The 19,898-nt window shown below is 67.6% G+C and carries 17 protein-coding genes and 1 tRNA gene; 11 read left to right on the top strand and 7 right to left on the bottom strand.

What is annotated here, in order from left to right:
• Window position 1: 1 nt before the first annotated feature.
• On the top strand, window positions 2-1,558 hold the full coding sequence (locus AL346_RS02090) for a SpoVR family protein (protein WP_019404507.1): 1,557 nt from the start codon (window positions 2-4) through the stop codon (window positions 1,556-1,558).
• Between the two features lie 6 nt (window positions 1,559-1,564).
• Here AL346_RS02090 and AL346_RS02095 read toward each other — a convergent pair whose 3' ends face one another.
• The gene (locus AL346_RS02095; protein WP_019404508.1) at window positions 1,565-2,446 is read right to left on the bottom strand and encodes a LysR family transcriptional regulator; all 882 of its coding nucleotides are present in this window, start codon (window positions 2,444-2,446) and stop codon (window positions 1,565-1,567) included.
• A gap of 137 nt (window positions 2,447-2,583) precedes the next feature.
• Here AL346_RS02095 and AL346_RS02100 point away from each other — a divergent pair, with 137 nt between their 5' ends.
• A complete protein-coding gene (locus AL346_RS02100; protein WP_019404509.1) occupies window positions 2,584-3,480 on the top strand; it encodes a polysaccharide deacetylase family protein in 897 nt (298 codons plus the stop codon).
• Window positions 3,481-3,555: 75 nt separating this feature from the next.
• Here AL346_RS02100 and AL346_RS02105 read toward each other — a convergent pair whose 3' ends face one another.
• Complete coding sequence (locus AL346_RS02105) at window positions 3,556-4,755, bottom strand: MFS transporter (protein WP_019404510.1); 1,200 nt, start codon at window positions 4,753-4,755, stop codon at window positions 3,556-3,558.
• Between the two features lie 243 nt (window positions 4,756-4,998).
• On the opposite strand from AL346_RS02105, the gene AL346_RS02110 reads away from it, so the two are divergent.
• The 5 genes from AL346_RS02110 to lpdA all read left to right on the top strand — a co-directional run bounded on the left by AL346_RS02110 (window position 4,999) and on the right by lpdA (window position 10,603).
• Window positions 4,999-5,433 (top strand): EF-hand domain-containing protein, encoded by a 435-nt coding sequence (locus AL346_RS02110; protein WP_019404511.1) that lies wholly within the window; start codon window positions 4,999-5,001, stop codon window positions 5,431-5,433.
• A 224-nt stretch (window positions 5,434-5,657) separates the two neighbouring features.
• Entirely contained in the window at window positions 5,658-6,890 is a 1,233-nt protein-coding gene (locus AL346_RS02115; RefSeq protein WP_026015544.1) for a 3-methyl-2-oxobutanoate dehydrogenase (2-methylpropanoyl-transferring) subunit alpha, read from the top strand.
• 3 nt (window positions 6,891-6,893) lie between these two features.
• Window positions 6,894-7,907, top strand: a complete 1,014-nt coding sequence (locus tag AL346_RS02120) for an alpha-ketoacid dehydrogenase subunit beta (RefSeq protein ID WP_019404513.1) — start codon at window positions 6,894-6,896, stop codon at window positions 7,905-7,907.
• On the top strand, window positions 7,908-9,200 hold the full coding sequence (locus tag AL346_RS02125) for a dihydrolipoamide acetyltransferase family protein (protein ID WP_053193209.1): 1,293 nt from the start codon (window positions 7,908-7,910) through the stop codon (window positions 9,198-9,200).
• Window positions 9,201-9,208: 8 nt separating this feature from the next.
• Window positions 9,209-10,603 (top strand): dihydrolipoyl dehydrogenase, encoded by a 1,395-nt coding sequence (gene lpdA / locus AL346_RS02130; protein WP_019401663.1) that lies wholly within the window; start codon window positions 9,209-9,211, stop codon window positions 10,601-10,603.
• A 20-nt stretch (window positions 10,604-10,623) separates the two neighbouring features.
• Here lpdA and AL346_RS02135 read toward each other — a convergent pair whose 3' ends face one another.
• Entirely contained in the window at window positions 10,624-11,526 is a 903-nt protein-coding gene (locus AL346_RS02135) for a LysR family transcriptional regulator (RefSeq protein WP_019401664.1), read from the bottom strand.
• A gap of 97 nt (window positions 11,527-11,623) precedes the next feature.
• Between AL346_RS02135 and AL346_RS02140 the strand changes: the two genes are divergently transcribed.
• Together AL346_RS02140 and AL346_RS02145 are read left to right on the top strand one after the other, a co-directional pair.
• Window positions 11,624-12,472 carry an SDR family oxidoreductase gene (locus AL346_RS02140; protein ID WP_019401665.1) on the top strand — a complete coding sequence of 283 codons (849 nt, stop codon included), beginning with the start codon at window positions 11,624-11,626 and terminating at the stop codon, window positions 12,470-12,472.
• Between the two features lie 78 nt (window positions 12,473-12,550).
• On the top strand, window positions 12,551-12,973 hold the full coding sequence (locus AL346_RS02145; protein WP_019401666.1) for a RidA family protein: 423 nt from the start codon (window positions 12,551-12,553) through the stop codon (window positions 12,971-12,973).
• Window positions 12,974-13,030: 57 nt separating this feature from the next.
• On the opposite strand, the gene AL346_RS02150 is transcribed toward AL346_RS02145, so the two are convergent.
• A tRNA-Ile gene (locus AL346_RS02150) sits at window positions 13,031-13,106 on the bottom strand.
• A gap of 142 nt (window positions 13,107-13,248) precedes the next feature.
• Window positions 13,249-14,907, bottom strand: coding sequence for a Tad domain-containing protein (locus tag AL346_RS02155; RefSeq protein WP_019401667.1), 1,659 nt, complete (start codon window positions 14,905-14,907; stop codon window positions 13,249-13,251).
• A gap of 215 nt (window positions 14,908-15,122) precedes the next feature.
• Here AL346_RS02155 and AL346_RS02160 point away from each other — a divergent pair, with 215 nt between their 5' ends.
• Window positions 15,123-15,839, top strand: a complete 717-nt coding sequence (locus tag AL346_RS02160; RefSeq protein WP_019401668.1) for an AzlC family ABC transporter permease — start codon at window positions 15,123-15,125, stop codon at window positions 15,837-15,839.
• Window positions 15,832-16,137: an AzlD family protein gene (locus AL346_RS02165; protein ID WP_019401669.1), complete on the top strand. Its 306-nt coding sequence runs from the start codon at window positions 15,832-15,834 to the stop codon at window positions 16,135-16,137. Before AL346_RS02160 ends, AL346_RS02165 begins: the two co-directional genes overlap by 8 nt.
• 4 nt (window positions 16,138-16,141) lie before the next feature.
• Here the strand turns inward: AL346_RS02165 and AL346_RS02170 are convergent, their stop codons facing one another.
• Entirely contained in the window at window positions 16,142-17,533 is a 1,392-nt protein-coding gene (locus AL346_RS02170) for an adenylate/guanylate cyclase domain-containing protein (protein WP_019401670.1), read from the bottom strand.
• A 174-nt stretch (window positions 17,534-17,707) separates the two neighbouring features.
• Entirely contained in the window at window positions 17,708-19,702 is a 1,995-nt protein-coding gene (rpoD, locus tag AL346_RS02175; protein WP_019401671.1) for an RNA polymerase sigma factor RpoD, read from the bottom strand.
• Between the last annotated feature and the right edge of the window lie 196 nt (window positions 19,703-19,898).

Below are 19,898 nucleotides of genomic sequence, written 5' to 3' on the forward strand. Positions count from 1 at the left end.
GATGACGAAACGGCCAGCCTCACCGCTCCTCTTTTCCGGCTCCGACTGGAACTTCGCCACCCTCTCGCGCACCTACGACGCCATCGAGACCATCGCTCTCGAGGAGCTCCGGCTCGACGTCTACCCCAACCAGATCGAGATCATTTCCTCCGAGCAGATGCTCGACGCCTATTCCTCGGTGGGCATGCCGCTGATGTACCAGCACTGGTCCTTCGGCAAGCGCTTCGTCTTCGAGGACCATCTCTACCGCAAGGGGCTGCGCGGCCTCGCCTACGAGCTCGTCATCAACTCCAATCCCTGCATCAGCTACCTGATGGAGGAGAACACCATGGCCATCCAGGCCCTGGTGACGGCGCATGCGGCCTTCGGGCACAACCACTTCTTCAAGAACAACTATCTCTTCCGGCAGTGGACCGACGCCAACGCCATCCTCGGCTACATGGAATTCGCCAAGAAATACGTCACGAAGTGCGAGGAGCGCCACGGCACCGCCGCCGTCGAGGAGATCCTCGATTCCGCCCACGCCATCATGGACCAGGGCGTCTTCCGCTACCGCCGCCCGCCGCGCCTCTCCTCGGAGAAGGAGCGCGAGCGCGCCCGCGAGCGGCTGGAATACGAGGAGCAGACCTACAACGACCTGTGGCGGACACTCCCCTCCTCGACCGATGCCAGCGACGAGGACGGCGCCTCCAAGGCCGAGCGCGACGCGGCAGAGCGCAAGAAGGCCCTCAACCTGCCGGAGGAGAATCTTCTTTATTTCCTCGAGAAGAACAGCCTCATCCTGGAGCCGTGGCAACGCGAGATCCTGCGCATCGTGCGCGTCATCGCCCAGTATTTCTATCCACAACGCCAGACGAAGGTGATGAACGAGGGCTGCGCCACCTTCGTCCACTACTTCATCATGAACCGCCTCTATGATCAGGGGAAGATCAACGAGGGCACGATGCTGGAGGTTTTGCAAAGCCACTCCAACGTCGTCTTCCAACCCGATTTCGACGACCCGCGCTTTTCCGGCATCAACCCCTATGCCTTGGGCTTTGCCCTGATGCAGGACATCGAGCGCATCGCGACGCAGCCGACCGCGGAGGACAGGGACTGGTTTCCCGATCTCGCCGGCAGCGGCGACTGGCGCGCCACGCTGATCGACGCCTGGGCCAACCACCGGGACGAATCCTTCATCCTGCAATATCTGAGCCCGGCGCTGATCCGGAAGTTCCGGCTGTTCCTGCTGTCCGACAGGGCGGGCGACAATTTCTGCGAGGTGACGTCCATCCACAATGAGCGCGGCTATGAAGCCGTGCGCACCGCCCTCGCCCGCAATTACGAGACCGGCGCCAACCTGCCCGACATCCAGGTGGTCGACGTCGACCTGCTCGGTAACCGGCACCTGCGGCTCGCCCATTACATCAAGAACGGCGTCCTCCTCGAGGAGGAGAAGCGCGATGCCACGTTGCGCCACGTGCGCCGGCTGTGGGGCTACGACGTCAGCCTCGCGGGCGTCGATGCCGCGACGGGCGAAACCCGCTACGAGCGTTCGACGGCGCAATTGTCCGAATAGGCGACCTCATTGCGCGAAGAGGTGTCGCGCCATGAAGTCGACGAAGACGCGCAATTTGGGCGACATGTAACGGCTCGACGGCCAAAGCAGCCGGAAGGTGCCTTCGTGCTCCGTGTGCTCGGCGAGCACCGCGCAGAGCCGCCCTTCGGCGAGCTGCGGGCGAATGGCGAAATCCGGCAGGCAGGCAATGCCGAGTCCGGCCTCCACCATCGCGATCAGCGGCTCGATGGTGTTGGCGACGGCCGCTACCGGAATTTCCGGATCCCCTGCGCCGCGCCGCAGCGGCCAGGGCTCGAGCTTGCCGCTCGTCGCATAGCGATGGTGCAGGCAGGCATGGCCGGCGAGATCCGCGGGCGTGCGCGGCGTGCCCCTTTGCGCAAGATAGCCGGGCGAGGCAACGAGCCCGAGCCGGAAGCCGCCCAGGACGCGCATCATCAGGCGGGAATCGCTCACCGCACCGGCCCGCACCACCACGTCGAAGCCCTCCTCCACGACGTCGACCAGCCGGTCGGTGAAGTCGAGGTCGAGCTCGATGTCCGGATAGGCCTGCATGAAGGCCGTGAGCGTCGGCATCATCAGCATGCCGACGATGGGGAGGCTGACGCGCAGCTTGCCGCGCGGCGCGCCCTGCGTCTGCGCCAGCTCCAGCTCCGCCGCCTCGATCTCGCTGAAGATGCGGCGGCAACGCTCCAGGAAGAGCGCCCCCTCCGCCGTCAGCGTGACCGCGCGCGTCGAGCGATGCAGCAGGCGCACGCCAACCTTCTCCTCGAGCCGCGCGATCGCCTTGCCGATGGCGGAGGAGGACACGCCGAGCTGCCGGCCGGCGACCGTGAAGCTGCGCGCCTCGGCGGCGCGAACGAAGGCGTTGAAGGCGTGCAGGCTGTCCATGGACGATCCTCGATTTCGGACATTCTAGTCCGATGTCTTCATCACTGGAGCCCAATTCTTCTCCTCCGCGAGCGGCTCTATCTCCCTTGCGACCGGCCGATGCGCGGCATCGGTCGAGACGAGCAAGGAGACCATCCATGTCACAGGCTGCAGCGATCCCGCAGGAACACGGCCGCTTCCCCTATTCGGCCATCGTCGACCGCCCGCCCCTGCGCTGGCCGCACGGCGCGCGCGTCGCCGTCTGGGTCATCCCGAACATCGAACACTTCCTGTTCGATCGGCCGGGCGCGGCGATCGTGCCGGCCACGACCGCCTTCGTGCCCGACGTCCTCAACTATTCCTGGCGCGACTATGGCGTGCGCGTCGGCATCTGGCGGCTGATGGAGGTGATGGAGCGGCACGGCATCCGCGGCACGGCCGCCCTCAACGCCGATGTCGTTGGGCACTATCCGCGCATCCTGGAAGCCGGCAAGGCGCTCGGCTGGGAGTGGATGGGGCACGGCACCAACAACTCCACCATGATCAACGCCCAGTCCGAGGAGGAGGAGCGGCACCTCGTCACGACGGTGCTCGACACCATCACCGAGGCCACGGGCACGCGGCCACGCGGCTGGCTGAGCCCGGGCCTGAGCGAAACCCACCGCACGCTCGACCTCCTCGCCGAGGCGGGGGTCGGCTATGTCGCCAACTGGGTCAACGACGAGCAGCCCTATCCCATGCGCGTCAGGAGCGGCACCATGCTGTCGCTGCCCTATTCCGCCGAGATCAACGACTACGCCGCCTTCATCGAGCGCGCCCAGACGGGCGAGGACTTCGCGCAGACCATCCGCGACCAGTTCGACGGGCTCTATGAGGATGGCGCCGTGACCGGCCGGGTGATGGCCATCGCGCTGCACCCGTTCCTGATCGGCCATCCGCACCGCATGCGCGCTTTCGACAGGGCCCTCGCCCACATCACCTCGCGACAGGAGGTGTGGCTCGCCACCGGCAGCGAGATCGCCGACTGGTACGCGCAGCACCATCGGGCACGTTGACGAACACTCTTGCAGCCCGACAGGCGCCACCACCCTGCCCCGGGCGGTGGCGCTCCGCAGCGCCCACCAGCGACCTCAGGCCAGTTGCAGCCGCTCCCGGCGCGGCGACGGGAAGGCGAGCGCGATCGCCACGGCCGCCAGCCCGAGGCCGCTCGAGGCGATGAACAGCCAGGCGTAATTGCCGAACGTGTCGAACACCCAGCCGCCGAACAGCGGGCCGATGGCCATGCCGATGCTCGACAGCATGGTCGCGGCGCCGAAGACGGTGCCGAGGATGCGCTGGCCGAAATAATCCCGCGCCAGCACCGCATAGAGCGGCATCACCCCGCCATAGGCCGTGCCGAAGATCACGGCGAGCGCATAGAACTCCCCGAGCGAACTGACGAAGGTATAGCTGCCGATGGCGAGCGCCTGCACCATGAGGCCCGCGACGAGCACGGGCTTGGCGCCGTAGCGGTCGCCGAGCAGGCCGAGCAGGACACGCCCGCCGAGCCCCGCCAGCCCTTCGACGCTGTAGATGCTCACCGCCGCCAGCGGGGCGATGCCGCAGACGATGGCATAGCTCACCATGTGGAAGATGGGCCCGGAATGGGCGGCGCAGCAGGCGAAGAAGGTGAGGCCGAGGACGAGGAACTGCGGCGAGCGGAACACGGCGCCAACCGACGGGCCGCCCCCGCCCGCGGCAGATGCGGCGGCTCCTGCGGAACCGGCGTCCGCCGCCGGCCGGCGCACGAGGAGCGCTGCAGGCAGCAGGAGCGCCCAGGCCAGCAGCCCGATGAGCAGCATCGCCGTGCGCCAGTCATAGGCCGTGATCAGCCAGCGCGCGAGCGGCGAAATGGTCATCGGCGCAACGCCCATGCCGGCCGAGACGAGCGAGACGGCAAGGCTCCGGTTCTCGTCGAACCAGCCGGAGACGGCCGCGATCATCGGCGCAAAGAAGGCGCTGGCCGCGACGCCGACGAGAAGCCCGTAGGTGAGCTGGAAGCCGACGAGCGATGTCGCCCGGCTCGCCAGCACGAGCCCCAGCCCGAGCACCACGGCCCCGATGAGCACCACGATGCGCGTGCCGAAACGGTCGCTCGCCGCGCCCCAGGCGAAGCCGCCGACACCCATGACGAGGAAGTTGAGCGTCATCGCGCTCGACAGGCCGGACCGCGACCAGCCGGTCTCCGTCGCCATCGGGTCGAGAAAGATGGCGAGCGAGAACATCGCCCCGACGGCGACGCATGACATCAGGGCCCCTGCCCCGACGAGCACCCAGCGATAGAAAGACATGGGGTCGGCATCCTGTTGAAGGAGAATGGTTGATATCAACCTATATCTGTTGATGTCAACCTTTCACGCGAGTGGCCTTCCAGCGACGGTACGATGTCAGCCCCCCGGAGGGCGCCGCCGCCGGGGCCGCGAACCCGCACGCACAGTGTGGAAGCCGAACAGGCCGTATCTGATCGGCAGGCTGGACGCCGCCGCCATTGTTGCCTACTGGACGACGGATATCCGCCTGCCCGGAGGTTTGCCGTGATCCGTCCATCCTGCGCCATCCTGCTCGTGCTCGCATTCTCGTCCGGTGCCCTGGCACAGACGCAGGACGAACGCTTTGCCGAGATCGACCGGAATGGCGACGGCGTGATCACCTATGAAGAGCACGCCGCCGCGGACGAGGCGGAGCTCCGGGCGATCGATGCCGACGGCAACGGCACGCTGACGGTGAAGGAATATGCCGCGTGGCTGGCCGCAGACCAGGACTTCCCGGCCCCCGTCGCCCTCTCCGTGGCCAGATGCTTCTTCAGGGGCATCGATGCCGACGGCGACGGCAAGCTGTCGCGCGAGGAACTGCGCACCTACAACGACCGCGTCTTCAAATGGCTGGCCGGTGACGACGGGCAGATGACGCTCGCAGAATCGAAACGGACGCCTCCGCCCGATATCGTGCCGACGCCGGTCTGCGACTGACGGCGCAGGGTCTGCGCAGTCCGCAGTCGCTCCTCTCCGATGCACGCAACAGTGGAAATTGCGCCCGATCCGGTCGATGATCGGCGCGGGCGGCGCTCGTGCAGTTGCGTCGCCCGCATGGGCGGCACCGCCGATCCCTCGGTCGGGCCGGGCGGCCCGGCCATGCGCATCGCGTCCGCGACGGTCGTGTTCTGGTAGTCCCGGCAAGCACATAGGCTTTCATGATGGACGACTTTCCCCCTCTCAGCCTGCACGTCCCCGAACCGGAAGTGCGGCCGGGCGGCACGCCGGACTTTTCCAACGTGCCGATCCCGAAGGCCGGCTCGGTGCCGCGACCGCCGGTGGACGTCGACCCGCGCGACATTCGCGACCTCGCCTTCTCGATCATTCGCGTCCTGAACCGGGAGGGCGAGGCGGTCGGCCCCTGGAGCGGCCTGCTCTCCGACGAAGCCCTGCTCGAGGGCCTGCGCCACATGATGACGCTGCGTGCCTTCGACGCCCGGATGCTGATGGCGCAGCGCCAGGGCAAGACCTCCTTCTACATGCAGCACATGGGCGAGGAGGCCGTGAGCTGTGCCTTCCGCAAGGCGCTCGAGCCCGGTGACATGAATTTCCCGACCTATCGGCAGGCCGGCCTCCTGATTGCGGGCGGCTACCCGATGGTCGACATGATGAACCAGATCTTCTCCAACGAGGCCGATCCGTTGAAGGGCCGGCAGCTCCCCATCATGTACTCCTCGAAGGAGCACGGCTTCTTCTCGATCTCCGGCAATCTGGGGACGCAGTTCGTGCAGGCCGTCGGCTGGGCGATGGCGTCGGCGATCAGCAACGACACCCGGATCGCGGCGGGCTGGATCGGCGACGGGTCGACCGCCGAGAGCGATTTCCACGCCGCCCTCGTCTTCGCCTCGACCTACCGGGCGCCGGTCGTGCTCAACATCGTCAACAACCAGTGGGCCATCTCGACCTTCCAGGGCATCGCGCGCGGCGGGGCCGGCACATTCGCCGCGCGCGGCCTCGGCTTCGGCATCCCGGCGCTACGGGTCGACGGCAACGACTATCTCGCCGTCTACGCCGTTGCCAGATGGGCGGCCGAGCGCGCCCGACGCAATCTCGGCCCCACACTCGTCGAGTACGTCACCTACCGCGTCGGCGCTCACTCCACCTCGGACGATCCGTCGGCCTACCGGCCCAAGGACGAATCGGAGGCATGGCCGCTCGGCGATCCCGTCATCCGGCTCAAGAACCACCTCGTCCGGCGCGGCGCCTGGAGCGAGGAGCGGCACAGGCAGGCGGAGGCCGAGGTGATGGACAGCGTCATCGTGGCGCAGAAGGAGGCCGAGAAGCACGGCACGCTGCATTCGGGCGGCAAGCCGTCCGTGCGCGACATGTTCGAGGGCGTCTATGCCGAGATGCCGCCGCATCTGAGGCGCCAGCGCCATCAGGCCGGAGTCTGAGCCATGCCGCGCATGACCATGATCGAGGCCATCCGCTCGGCCATTGACATATCCATGGAGCGGGACGGCAAGGTCGTCGTCTTCGGCGAGGATGTCGGCTATTTCGGCGGCGTCTTCCGCTGCACGGCGGGCCTCCAGCAGAAATACGGCAAGACCCGCTGCTTCGACACGCCCATCAGCGAGCTCGGCATCGTCGGCACCGCCATCGGCATGGCGGCCTACGGGCTCCGGCCATGCGTCGAGGTGCAGTTCGCCGATTATGTCTATCCGGCCTATGACCAGATCGTCTCGGAGGCGGCCCGCATCCGCTACCGCTCGAACGGCGAGTTCACCTGTCCCATCGTCGTGCGCATGCCGTCCGGTGGTGGCATCTTCGGCGGCCAGACCCACAGCCAGAGCCCCGAAGCGCTCTTCACGCATGTCTGCGGCCTGAAGGTGGTGGTGCCCTCAAACCCGCGCGACGCCAAGGGGCTGCTGATCGCCGCGATCGAGGACCCCGATCCGGTCATCTTCCTGGAGCCGAAGCGGCTCTATAATGGCCCGTTCGACGGCCATCACGAACGGCCGGTGACGCCATGGTCCAGGCATCCGCTCGGCGATGTGGACGCCGGCCATTTCACCGTCCCGCTCGGCAAGGCCGAGGTGCGCCGGCAGGGCAGCAGCGTCACGGTCCTCGCCTATGGCACGATGGTCTATGTGGCGGAGGCCGCCGCGCAGGAGACCGGCATCGACGCCGAGATCATCGACCTGCGGACGCTGCTGCCGCTCGATCTCGATTGCATCGTCGAGTCGGTCCGCAAGACGGGGCGTTGCGTGATCGTGCACGAGGCGACGCTGACCTCCGGCTTCGGCGCGGAGCTCGCCGCCCTCGTGCAGGAACATTGCTTCTATCACCTCGAGGCGCCGGTCGGCCGCGTCACCGGCTGGGACACGCCCTACCCCCACGCCCAGGAATGGGACTATTTCCCCGGCCCCGCCCGCGTCGGCGAGGCGCTGGTGCGAGCGATGGAGGCCTGAATGGGCGAACGCACCGTCAAGCTGCCCGACGTCGGCGAGGGGATCGCGGAGGCGGAACTCGTCGAATGGCACGTGAAGGTCGGTGATCTGGTGCGCGAGGACGCGGTGCTCGCCGCCGTGATGACCGACAAGGCGACGGTCGAGATTCCCTCGCCCGTCGAGGGCGAAGTCGCATGGATCGGCGCGGAGATCGGCGAGAAGGTGGCCGTCGGCGCGCCGCTCGTGCGGCTCAGGACCCCGGGTGAGGGCGACACCGACGCGCCGGCAACGGCATCGACCGACCCGGGTGTGCGGCCGGCTGAGCCGGAGCCGTCCCGGCCGCCCGCGACCGGGACGGTGGCGGAAGAGGTGGAGCCGAAGCCCGCCCGGGCACCCGCGGCGCGCGCCACGCCCGCCATGGGAGCGGCCCCGAGGCCCTCGGGCGAGAAACCGGTCGCCTCGCCGGCGGTGCGCGGCCGTGCGCGGGAGGCCGGCATCGACCTGCGCCAGGTGCCGGGGACGGGGCCCGCCGGCCGCATCACGCACGAGGACATCGACGCCTTCCTGCGCGAGGGGCCTGCCGGAACCGCGCGGCCGAGGCTCGCGCCGGACAATACGGTCGAGGAGATCAAGGTCATCGGCCTGCGCCGGCGCATCGCGGAGCGCATGGAGCTCGCGCATGCCCGCATCGTGCCGATCACCTATGTGGAAGAGGTCGACGTCACCGCGCTCGAGGAGCTGCGGACCAAGCTCAACGCCGAGAAGCGCGCCGACCGTCCGCGCCTGACGCTCCTGCCCTTCCTCATGCGCGCCATGGTCACGGCCATTCGCGAGCAGCCGATGATCAACGCCCACTATGAGGACGAGGCCGGGCTCGTCCGCCGCTTCGGCGGGATCCATATCGGCATCGCGACGCAGACCGAGGCCGGCCTGCTGGTCCCCGTCGTCCGGCATGTGGAAGCCTGCGACATCTGGGACTGCGCAGCCGCGCTGAACCGCCTCGCGGAAGCAGCACGCAAGGGTACGGCGACACGCGAGGAGCTTGCCGGCTCGACGATCACCATCACCTCCCTCGGCGCGCTCGGCGGCATCGCCACGACACCGGTGATCAACCGGCCGGAGGTCGCCATCGTCGGCGTCAACAGGATGGCGGTCCGGCCGCTCTGGGACGGCAAGGAATTCGTTCCGCGCAAGGTCATGAACCTGTCGTCCTCGTTCGACCACCGCATCATCGACGGCTGGAACGCCGCCGTCTTCGTGCAGCGCATCAAGGCGCTCCTGGAGACGCCCGCCCTGATCTTCGTGGAAGGCTGAGGAAGACGATGAACGAGATCGTTTGCTCGCTGCTCGTGATCGGCGCCGGTCCCGGCGGCTATGTCTGTGCGATTCGCGCCGGCCAGCTCGGGATCAATACGGTGATCGTCGAGAGCGGCAGGCTCGGCGGCACCTGCCTCAACGTCGGCTGCATCCCGTCCAAGGCGCTGATCCACGCGGCCGAGGAATTCGAGAAGGCCGTCCATTGGTCGAGCGCCTCGGCCCCGCTCGGCATCTCCGTCTCCGCTCCGGCCCTCGACCTCAGGAAGACGATCGCCTGGAAGGACCATATCGTCGGCCGCCTCAACAACGGCGTCGCGAACCTCCTCAAGAAGGCCGGCGTGAAGTCTGTCCACGGCCGAGCCCGCTTCCGGGACGGCAAGACCGTCGCCGTGGAGACGGAGACGGGGGTGCAGGTCATCCGCGCGCAGGCGATCGTCATCGCCACCGGCTCAGAGCCGGTCGCGCTGCCGGACCTGCCCTTCGGCGGCCCGGTGATCTCGTCCAGCGAAGCGTTAGCGCTGACGAAGCTGCCCAGGACGCTTGTCGTCATCGGCGGCGGCTATATCGGCCTCGAACTGGGCATGGCCTTCGCCAAGCTCGGCACCGCCGTCACCGTGGTGGAAGCGGAATCCCGGATCCTGCCGCTTTACGACGCCGAGCTGACGCGGCCGGTCGTGAAGCGGCTGAAGGAGATCGGCGTCTCGGTGCTGACCGGCACCAAAGCGCGCGGCCTGTCGGGCAAGGGGGATGCGCTCATCGTCGAGACCGCGAGCGGCGAGAAGCGCATCCCGGCCGAGAAGGTGCTGGTGGCGGTCGGCCGTCGCCCGGTCACCGACGGCTGGGGCCTCGAGGAGATCGACCTCGACATGGCCGGCCGCTTCCCGCGCATCGACGATCAGTGCCGCACCTCGATGCGCGGCATCTACGCGATCGGCGACGTGACCGGCGAGCCGATGCTTGCGCATCGCGCCATGGCCCAGGGCGAGATGGTCGCCGAGATCGTCGCCGGCAAGCGCCGCACCTGGGATGTCCGCGCCATCCCCGCCATCTGCTTCACCGATCCCGAGATCGTCGCGGTCGGGCTGTCGCCGGAAGAGGCGCGCGCCGGCGGCCGGGAGATCAAGATCGGCCAGTTCCCCTTCAGCGCCAACGGGCGCGCCATGACGCGCCTCGCCGAGGACGGCTTGGTGCGCATCGTCGCGCGCGCCGACAACCACCTGGTGCTCGGCATCCAGGCGGTCGGCCAAGGCGTGTCCGAACTCGCGACGGCCTTCGGCCTCGCCATCGAGATGGGGGCGCGGCTCGAGGACGTGGCCGCCACGATCCACGCGCACCCGACGCAGGGCGAGGCTTTTCAGGAAGCGGCCCTCAAGGCGCTCGGCCACGCGTTGCATGCCTAGCCGGCTGCTTCACTGACCGGCTAGGGCTCTGTCTTCCGCAGGTTCTTGACGACGTCGAGAAAGGCGCGCAGGGCCGGCGGCACCGCGCGATGCCCGGGATAGTAGACCGCGATCTCTTCCGGACCGGGCATCCATGCGGTGAGGACCTTGCGCAGCCGGCCGTCCAACAGCGCCGTCTCGGCGGCCCAGTCCGCCACATAGGCGATGCCGAGCCCCTCGATGGCGGCTTCGACCATCAGCTCCTCGTCATCGAGGACGACGGGGCCGTTCGCGTCGATCACGAGTTCCTGGCCGGCGCGTTCGAACTCCCATCGGTAGAGCTTGCCGCTGGGCATGCGGTGGCCGATGCAATGGTGGCGTTGCAGGTCCTCGGGGGTTCCCGGCTCGCCGAAGCGGTCGAGATAGGCGGGCGACGCGACGCAAACGAATGTCAGCGCACGGGCAAACGGCACGGCGACCATGTCCCTGGGGACGGAGCCGATCAGGCGCACGCCGGCATCGAAGCCGCTCGAGACGATATCGATGAGCCGCCCCTCGACGACGACGTCCACGGTCACATCCGGGTGGCGCTCCGCCACCCGAGGGAGAACCTCGCGCACGAGCAGCCCTGCCGCGAGCCGCGGCGCGTTGATGCGGACGGTTCCGGCGACATTGCCCCGGAAGTCCGCCACGCTGTCGAGCGCCTCGTCGAGCGAGGCGAGCGCCGGCCGAAGCCGGGCGAGCAGCTGGAAGCCGGCCTCCGTCGGCGAGACACTGCGCGTCGTGCGGTTCAGAAGGCGCACGCCCATGCGCTCCTCGAGCGCCCGCATCGCATGGCTCAGTGTGGAAGGCGCCGTCCCGAGCTCGTCCGCCGCGCGGCGGAAGCTGCGGTGCGTGGCAACGGCCACGAAGGCGGTGAGATCATTGAGCGACGGGCGGGGCATTGATGGGGATTTTGCATCACCCCATGCCGATTTCAACGGCTAATGCGCGCAATGCGGCCCCCCTATCTTCTCCTCTGTCAATCAGGAGGTGTGAGAAATGCAGAAGACCTGGCTCATAACGGGTGTGTCGTCCGGTCTCGGTCGGCTCTTGGCCGAGAAGGCCCTGACAAGGGGCGACCGCGTCATCGGCACGAGCCGCAGCGAGGATGCGCTTGCCGACCTGCGGGCCCGCCATCGCGAAACACTTCGCATCGTCGCAATGGACCTCAAGGATCCAGGCTCGGTACGCGCTGCGGTCGACCGCGCCTTCGGCACGGTCCCTCGCATCGACCTCGTCGTCAGCAACGCGGGCTATGGTCTGCTCGGCGCAGCGGAAGAGGCGAGCGACGCGCAGGTCCGGGACATCATCAACACCAATCTCATCGGCTCGATCACGCTCATCCAGGCGGCCCTGCCGCATCTGCGCAGCCAGGGCGGCGGCCGTATCCTGCAGGTGTCGAGCGAAGGCGGCCAGATCGCCTACCCCGCCTTCAGCCTCTATCACGCGACCAAGTGGGGCATCGAGGGCTTCGTGGAATCGGTGGCGCAGGAGGTCGCTCCCTTCGGGATCGCCTTCACCCTCGTCGAACCGGGGCCGGCCCGGACCAGCTTCGGCGACAATCTCGCCCGCACGCGGCCGCTCGCAGCCTATGAGGGGACGCCCGCCGACCGCATCCGCGAGGCGCTGCACGGGTCCTGGGTGATCAAGGGCGACCCCGACCGAATGACGGACGCGATGATCCGCCTTGCCGACCAGGACGCTCCCCTGCCGAAGCGGCTGGTGCTCGGCGCCGAGGCCTATGCCGGCGTCCGCAAGGCTCTCGCGGGACGCATCGACGAACTCGACCGGCAGAAGCACATCGCGGAAACAGCGGATTTCACGGAAGAGGAGCTGGCGCGGCTGTGACCCGCCCCGTGCAGTTCCGCAAACAAACGTCTACCGGCTCCGGCCGCCCCCTCTTGCCAAGACAGAAAGGAACACAAGATGCCTCGACGTGACGCCATTTTCCCGGCCAACCGCCATGCGTTGTATGACGTTCACCGCTATTCGGCGGCCATTCGCTCCGGCGATCTTCTCTTCGTCTCGGGCCAGGTCGGAAGCCGTGAGGACGGCTCGCCGGAACCCGTGTTCGAGGACCAGGTCCGGCTCGCCTTCGCCAATCTGCGCGCGGTCCTCGCCGCGGCCGGATGCAGCTTCGACGACGTCGTCGACGTCACCACCTTCCACACGAGGCCGAACGAACAGATCGAGACCGTGCTGGCCGTGCGGGCGGAGGAGATCGGCGCACCGCCCTATCCGAACTGGACGGCAGTCGGCGTCAACTGGCTCGCGGGCTTCGACTTCGAGATCAAGGTCATCGCCCGCATTCCTGCGACGACATGCGGTCCGGCTGCGGACGAGCATTGAGTTTCGTTGGAGATTTCGCTGGCGGCGCAGGCCCAGCGCCTAAGCACTTGAAATACATGGTGGGCCAGGCAGGACTCGAACCTGCAACCAGACCGTTATGAGCGGCCGGCTCTAACCATTGAGCTACTGGCCCATCAAGGACTTGGCGCCGCCGACGCGTCTCATGGCACAGCTATCGCACAGAAACGTTCCCGCGGCGCCGGGTTTCCATGGCATAGGCGACGGGCGCTGACAATACCGCCCGCCGCCGGCTGCTTCTCATCGCCCGCCCCTCCTCACTCGGCAATGCGCAGCGCCCCGATATTGCGCGCGATCTCTTCGAAGACCGCGATGATCTCGTCGGGCGTCGCCGCGATATAGGCGAGCCGGTGGCTCGAATCGGTCGGGTCGATGGATGCGCAGTTGGTCAGGAGCGTAAGGCCGGCATTGCTGATGGGGTCGTTGGGCGTGGAAAAGGCCACCGTATAGACGATGACGCCCTTCTCCTTGGCGTTGGTGCAGGCCTCCAGCGTCTTGCCGTCCATCACGGTGGTGGCTTTGGCGGAGGTCGTCACGTTGGTCGCCAGCCGGTTGTTCGTATAGTAGCCGAAGGGCGAGTAGATCGACCTGTTCAGGGTGTTGCTCGCCGAGTTCCACACATTGTCGCCGTCCGTCATCAGGATGATGATCTTGCGGTTGTTCTCCGTGCCATAGGGGCGACCTTCGGCGAAAGGCGTGTTGGGCGAGATGGTGCGCCAGCCCCACATGAAGCCCTCGAACAGATTGGTGTTGCCCGAGGCGTTCATCTGGTCGATGGCGCTGCGGATCGTCTGCGCGGTGCCGGTCAGGCGGGTCAGCTCGCGCGCGTCGCAGCTCGCGTTGGGGCCGCGGGAGTTGCTGCGCTTGGACGCTGAGCCACGGTACTTGCACACCCGCTGCTGGGCATCGACCTCGGAACTCGGCGACGAAGGCTGGCATGCGCTGCTGCTGTCATCGATGTAGCTGTTCGAGAAGCGGCCGCTGTAGATGGTGGTGGTGCCGTCCTTCACCCCCGGTTCGTCCGGCGCGAATTGCGGCACGAAATAGCTGTTGCCGTCGCTCTGGCTGACGGGGGTGTCCTTGACCCCGTGCTCGCCGGGCCGCGTTTCGACACATCCGGCCCAATCGACGCCAAGCTCCTTGAAGAGCGCGAAGCGCGATGCCGGGTTCCAGGCGCCCGGCCTCGTATCGAGCTTGATGTTCTCCCAATGGATCGACGATTTCGCTCCGAGATCCAGCCATGGGGCCGAGGCAGACGGGTTGGTCTTGTTGTAGTATTGCGCGCCGACCTTGACGGACAGCGTGAACGGCACGACCGACATCTTGGTGCGCTCGGCGACGGCGGGGCTGGCGTACATCGTATCGACCAGCTTCTTCGCCGCGTCCTTCGTCGCCGCCATCTTGGTGCGCCCGCCCACGGTCGCGCCCATCGAGCCCGAGTTGTCCATGACGAGCGCGATCTCGAAGGTGTCGTTGGAGATGACGGTGCGCGTATAGGCGCTGATCGGGATCGCCTCCTTGCTGAGCCGCCCGATGTTCATGATGATCGGCGGATAGGCCGCCGAGGTGTAGAGCTTCATCTCCGTCTGGGCGTTGCTGATCCAGATATCGTCGATATGCGCCGCCGAACCGCCCATCTTGGACAGGTCAGGCCGCATCATGGCGTCGAAATAGGTCTGCGCGATCGTGAGCAGCTCCGCCTTCGATTTCTGCGAGGCGAGCGGGGCGATCGCCACGATCGTCGCGTCCGTCGCGCGCTGCAGTTTGGTGCGCAGGGTGGCGGCCCGGGAATAATCGACCGCGACGCCCACGGAAAAGACGAGCGGCAGCAGGGCGAGCGCGAACCAGATGGCGATGTTGCCGCCCTGATCGGCCGAGAACCGGAGCGGCAGCGGGTTGGACTTGTCGGGCGTCATCCGCGGACCTCGATGGCAACGGGATGACGATGCCACAGAGCCGTAAAGTGCTGGTTTCGCCCGACCCGCGTGTTTCGCCGAGCGGCTTAACCCGGCGCTAGCGATGTTGGCGCCCCTCGGCCCTGCGGCGGATGCGCAGCTGCCGAGCGCCCGGGCCGGTTGACAGGAGGCGAGCCATGCCGGCTTCTCGCGGTCGGCACCAGGAAGGACCTGTCATGAACGCGCACGGCGCGCCCGCAAGGACGGCCCGAACAGCGACACTGACCCTGCGCGGGGTCGTCGACGGCGCGCGTGAGATCGCGCCGGTCGCCATCTTCGTCATCCCGTTCGGCATCGCCTTCGGCGCCGCGGCCATCGAGAAGGGGCTGCCGGCCACCCTCTCCGTCCTCATGAGCGCGCTCGTCTTCGCGGGCGCCTCGCAGTTCGCCGCGCTCGACCTGTGGGCCTCGCCCATGCCCTATCTGATGCTGGCGCTGACGGTCTTTGCGGTGAACGCCCGCCACATCCTGCTCGGCGCGGCGCTCGCTCCCTGGTTGCTCCACCTGCCGGTGGCGAAGCGCTATGCGGTCCTCAGCGTGCTGAGCGACCCCAACTGGGCCCAGGCCACCCGCGCCCTGCAGCGCGGCGAGACCGACGCCGGCCTCATTCTCGGCAGCGGGCTCCTCATGTGGGTCGCCTGGATCCTCGCCACCGCGGTCGGTGCCGTGCTCGGCGCCAACCTCGGCGACCTCACCCGTTTCGGCTTCGACGTCCTGATGATCTCGTTCTTCACGGCGGCCGTCGTCGGCCAGTGGCGCGGCCTGCCGGACCTCGTGCCGTGGATTGTCGCGGCGGCCGTCGCCCTCGTCGGGGCCTGGGTGCTGCCCTTCGGCTGGCACGTCGTCGCAGGGGCGCTCGCCGGCGGCATCACGGGGGCGCTCCGGCATGGTTGACGAGACCACCGCCCTCCTCGCCATCGCGCTCATGGCGGCGGTCACCCTCCTCACCCGCATCGGCGGCGTCGTCATCATGAGCTTCGTGCCGATCACGCCGCGCATCGAGGCCTTCCTGCGCCATCTTGCCATGTCGGTCATCGTGGCGCTGGTGGTGCCGGCGGCCGTGAAGGGCGGGCCGACGGCGATGCTGGCGGTGGCGACGGCGGGGCTGGTGATGGTGCTGACGCGCAGCGCCGTCGGCGCCATGCTGGCCGGCGTCGCCTGCGCCGCCCTGCTGAGAGCCCTGCCGCTCTGATCTTTTAGGGCCGGTAGACCTCGACCGCGTCGCTCAGGCCGTCGAGCTCGTAATGGCCGAGCCGGTGCGGATCGGCCCACAGGTGCTCGACGAAGGCGCGCGTCATCAGCAGGGGCTCGCCGAGCTGGCGGTTGAGCTTGGCGACGCGGCTCGTCACGTTGACGTCCCGTCCCACGACCGTGAAATCCAGCCGGTCGCCCGAGCCGACATTGCCATAGGCGGCCTCGCCATGGTGAAGGGCGATGCCGGCGGCGAGCCGGACGCGCAGCTCGCCCGCATCATTGGCGGACGCAAGACGCGCAAGGCCCGCCTGGGCGGCATCGAGCGCCGACTGGGCGGCCGCGCCCGTGTCGTCCCCCCGGTCGCGGAAGATGGCGAGCAGGCCGTCGCCCATGTATTTCAGCACCTCCCCGCCCTCGCTCTCGATGGGCGGCACGAGGCAGTCGAAATAACCGTTGAGCAGGTCGACCGTCTCCTCCGGCGCGAGATTCGAGGTCAAGCGCGTATAGCCGCGCATGTCGGCGAAGAGGATGGCCGAACGGATGCGCGTCACCTCCCCGCGCCGCACGTCTCCCGACAGCACGCGCTTCTGCGGCTCGTCGCCGATATAGGTGCGCAGCACATGGCCGAGCGTGATGTAGCCGGCGGTGATCTCCATCACCGCGCCGATGGCCGGCATGACGGCCTCGATCAGCGCCTGGTGCTCAGGCGAGAAGCCTTCGGGGGACTTGGTGGCGAAGGCGATGCCGTTCGCATCGCCGTTGGCGAAGAACACCGGGAAGCACAGATAGTGCGTGTAGCCGGCCTCCTTCAGCTCCGGCACGATGCCGTAGCAGTCCTCCGCGGTCTTCGGCAGCCACAATTGCAACGGCCGGCGCGCCTGGTGCACGGCATAGAAGGGGCTGCGCAGATAGCCGTCGTGCGATTCAACCCGGTAGGGGAACGCCTGCAGGGTGACGCCCGCCCCCTTGATCCAGGTGCGCGAAATGGCGGCATGCAGCGAGTGCAGGGTCTTGATGGTGAGCGACACCCGGTCGATCGGCAGGCCGGCGGCCAGCATGCGCTCGCACATGCCGGCGACGATGGCGACGGAATCGCGCATCTGCCGCGCCTCGCTCAAGAGCCAGTCACGCAGCGCGATGCTCGCCCTCAGGCCGTCGGGCGACAATTGGCCGGCGAGCATGTAGGTGCTGTCGCACTGCGGGCAGTCGAACGGCCCGGCGGCGCCGTCCTTCCCATCGCCGTCCCGCCGCTGCGGAACGGGGGCGACTGCGCCGTCGACGCCACGGCCGTCGGCACCGGGCAGGATCCTCTCGGCGCTGCCCGGAACACGAACGCCGGCATCGGTGAGCGCGGGCGACAACGCCGCCGCTGAAGCGATCTCTTCGGTGGTCATTCCGCCTATATTGTGATTGTGCGCAGGCCGCGCCAAGAGGCGGGCAGCTGAAAAATCTCGCGCCCCATGTCCGCGCGCATCTTTCGGCACGACAGCAGCCGTGCCGGAAAGCTCAAAAAAGCTCAAAAAAGAAGGGCGGCCTTTCGGCCGCCCTTGTCTTCCCGTCCGGGACGATCAGTTGTCGAGGAAGCTGCGCAGCTTGCGCGAGCGGCTCGGGTGCTTGAGCTTGCGCAGCGCCTTGGCCTCGATCTGGCGGATGCGCTCGCGCGTCACCGAGAACTGCTGGCCGACCTCCTCGAGGGTGTGGTCGGTGTTCATGCCGATGCCGAAGCGCATCCGGAGCACGCGCTCCTCGCGCGGCGTGAGCGAGGCGAGCACGCGCGTCGTCGTCTCGCGCAGGTTGGACTGGATCGCCGCGTCGATGGGCAGGACGGCGTTCTTGTCCTCGATGAAGTCGCCGAGGTGGCTGTCCTCCTCGTCGCCGATGGGCGTCTCGAGCGACACCGGCTCCTTGGCGATCTTCAGCACCTTGCGCACCTTCTCGAGCGGCATGGCGAGCTTCTCGGCCAGCTCCTCCGGCGTCGGCTCGCGGCCGATCTCGTGCAGCATCTGCCGGCTGGTGCGGACGATCTTGTTGATCGTCTCGATCATGTGCACCGGGATGCGGATGGTGCGCGCCTGGTCCGCGATGGAGCGCGTGATGGCCTGGCGGATCCACCAGGTGGCGTAGGTCGAGAACTTGTAGCCGCGCCGGTACTCGAACTTGTCGACCGCCTTCATGAGGCCGATGTTGCCCTCCTGGATGAGGTCCAGGAACTGCAGGCCGCGGTTCGTGTACTTCTTGGCGATGGAGATGACGAGCCTCAGGTTCGCCTCGATCATCTCCTTCTTCGCCTGGCGCGCCTCGCGCTCGCCCTTCTGCACCATGGCGACGATCTTGCGGAACTCGAGGATCTCGAGCCCCGTCTCGGAGGCGAGCGTCTGGATCTCCTGGCGCAGGTCCTTGATGCGGTCCTTCTCGTTGGCGACGAAGTCGCGCCAGCCGCGCGTGCCGAGCTTGGAGACGCGCAGCACCCACTTGGGGTCGAGCTCGGCGCCCTGGTGCTGGCGCAGGAAGTCCTCGCGCGCCACGCCATAGCTTTCGGCAAGGCGCATCAGCCGGCCCTCGAGGCCGATCAGCCGCTTGTTGATGTCGTAGAGCTGCTCAACCAGCGCATCGATGCGGTTCTGGTTGAGCGACAGCGACTTCACGTCGACGATGATGTCGTCCTTGAGCTTCTTGTACTTGCGCTCCTGGGACGGCGACAGCTTGAGGTTCTGCAGGCGGTTCTCGATGTCCTGGTCCTGCAGGCGGCGCAGCTTCTTGTAGTTCTCGGCGATGCTGTCGAAGGTCTCGAGGACGCGGGGCTTCAGCTCCGCCTCCATGGCCGACAGGGAGACGTTGTTCTCCATGTCGTCCTCGTCCATGTCGCCTTCGGCCTCGGCGATGGCGCTCTCGTCCTCGCTGGCCGTTTCCTCGCTGTCCTCGCCGTCCTCCGCGACGCGCGGGGTGCCCTTGCCCTCGGGGTCGGCATAGGTCGCCTCGAGGTCGATGATGTCGCGCAGCAGGACGCGGCCCTCGACGAGCTCGTCGCGCCAGATGATGATGGCCTGGAAGGTGAGCGGGCTTTCGCACAGGCCGGCGATCATGGCCTCGCGGCCGGCCTCGATGCGCTTGGCGATGGCGATCTCGCCCTCGCGCGAGAGAAGCTCGACGGAGCCCATCTCGCGCAGATACATGCGCACGGGATCGTCGGTGCGCTCGGCGGGCTCGCTCTTCGTCTCGACCTTGGCCGGCAGGGCCGAGCGCGTCGCCTCGACGAGGTCGCCGCCGTCGACTTCCTCTTCCTCGGTCTCGCCGCCCTCGGCGTTGGCGTCGTCCGCCTCTTCCGACTCGATGACGTTGATGCCCATCTCGTTGAGCTGGGCGAGCACGTCCTCGATCTGCTCGGAGGAGAACTCCTCCGAGGGCAGGACCTCGTTCAACTCGTCATAGGTGACGTAGCCGCGCTTCTTGGCGAGCTTGATCATCCGCTTGACAGCGGCGTCGGTCAGGTCGAGCAGCGGGCTGTCGGTTTGCGTTTCCGCCGTTTCCTGCGTCTCGTCCCGTTCCGTCGTTTTCGTCGCCATATTTGACTGCTCCACTCGCCCCGGTCCATCGCGCCCGGCAGGCTCTCCGGCTGCAACAGACGAAAAGGCAGCGCCGGCACGGGCCGGGCCACCCAAATCACTCATCTGCCGATCAAGCCAAAGATCGTTTGCCTAACCGTTAACCATCTCCCGGCTTCACCTGTCGACCACAACTTTCGTGGCCGGTGCATCTTGC

Origin of the sequence: Chelatococcus sp. CO-6 (genome assembly GCF_001271345.1) — a bacterium.
In the GTDB taxonomy this organism is placed as follows: Bacteria; Pseudomonadota; Alphaproteobacteria; order Rhizobiales; family Beijerinckiaceae; genus Chelatococcus_A; species Chelatococcus_A caeni.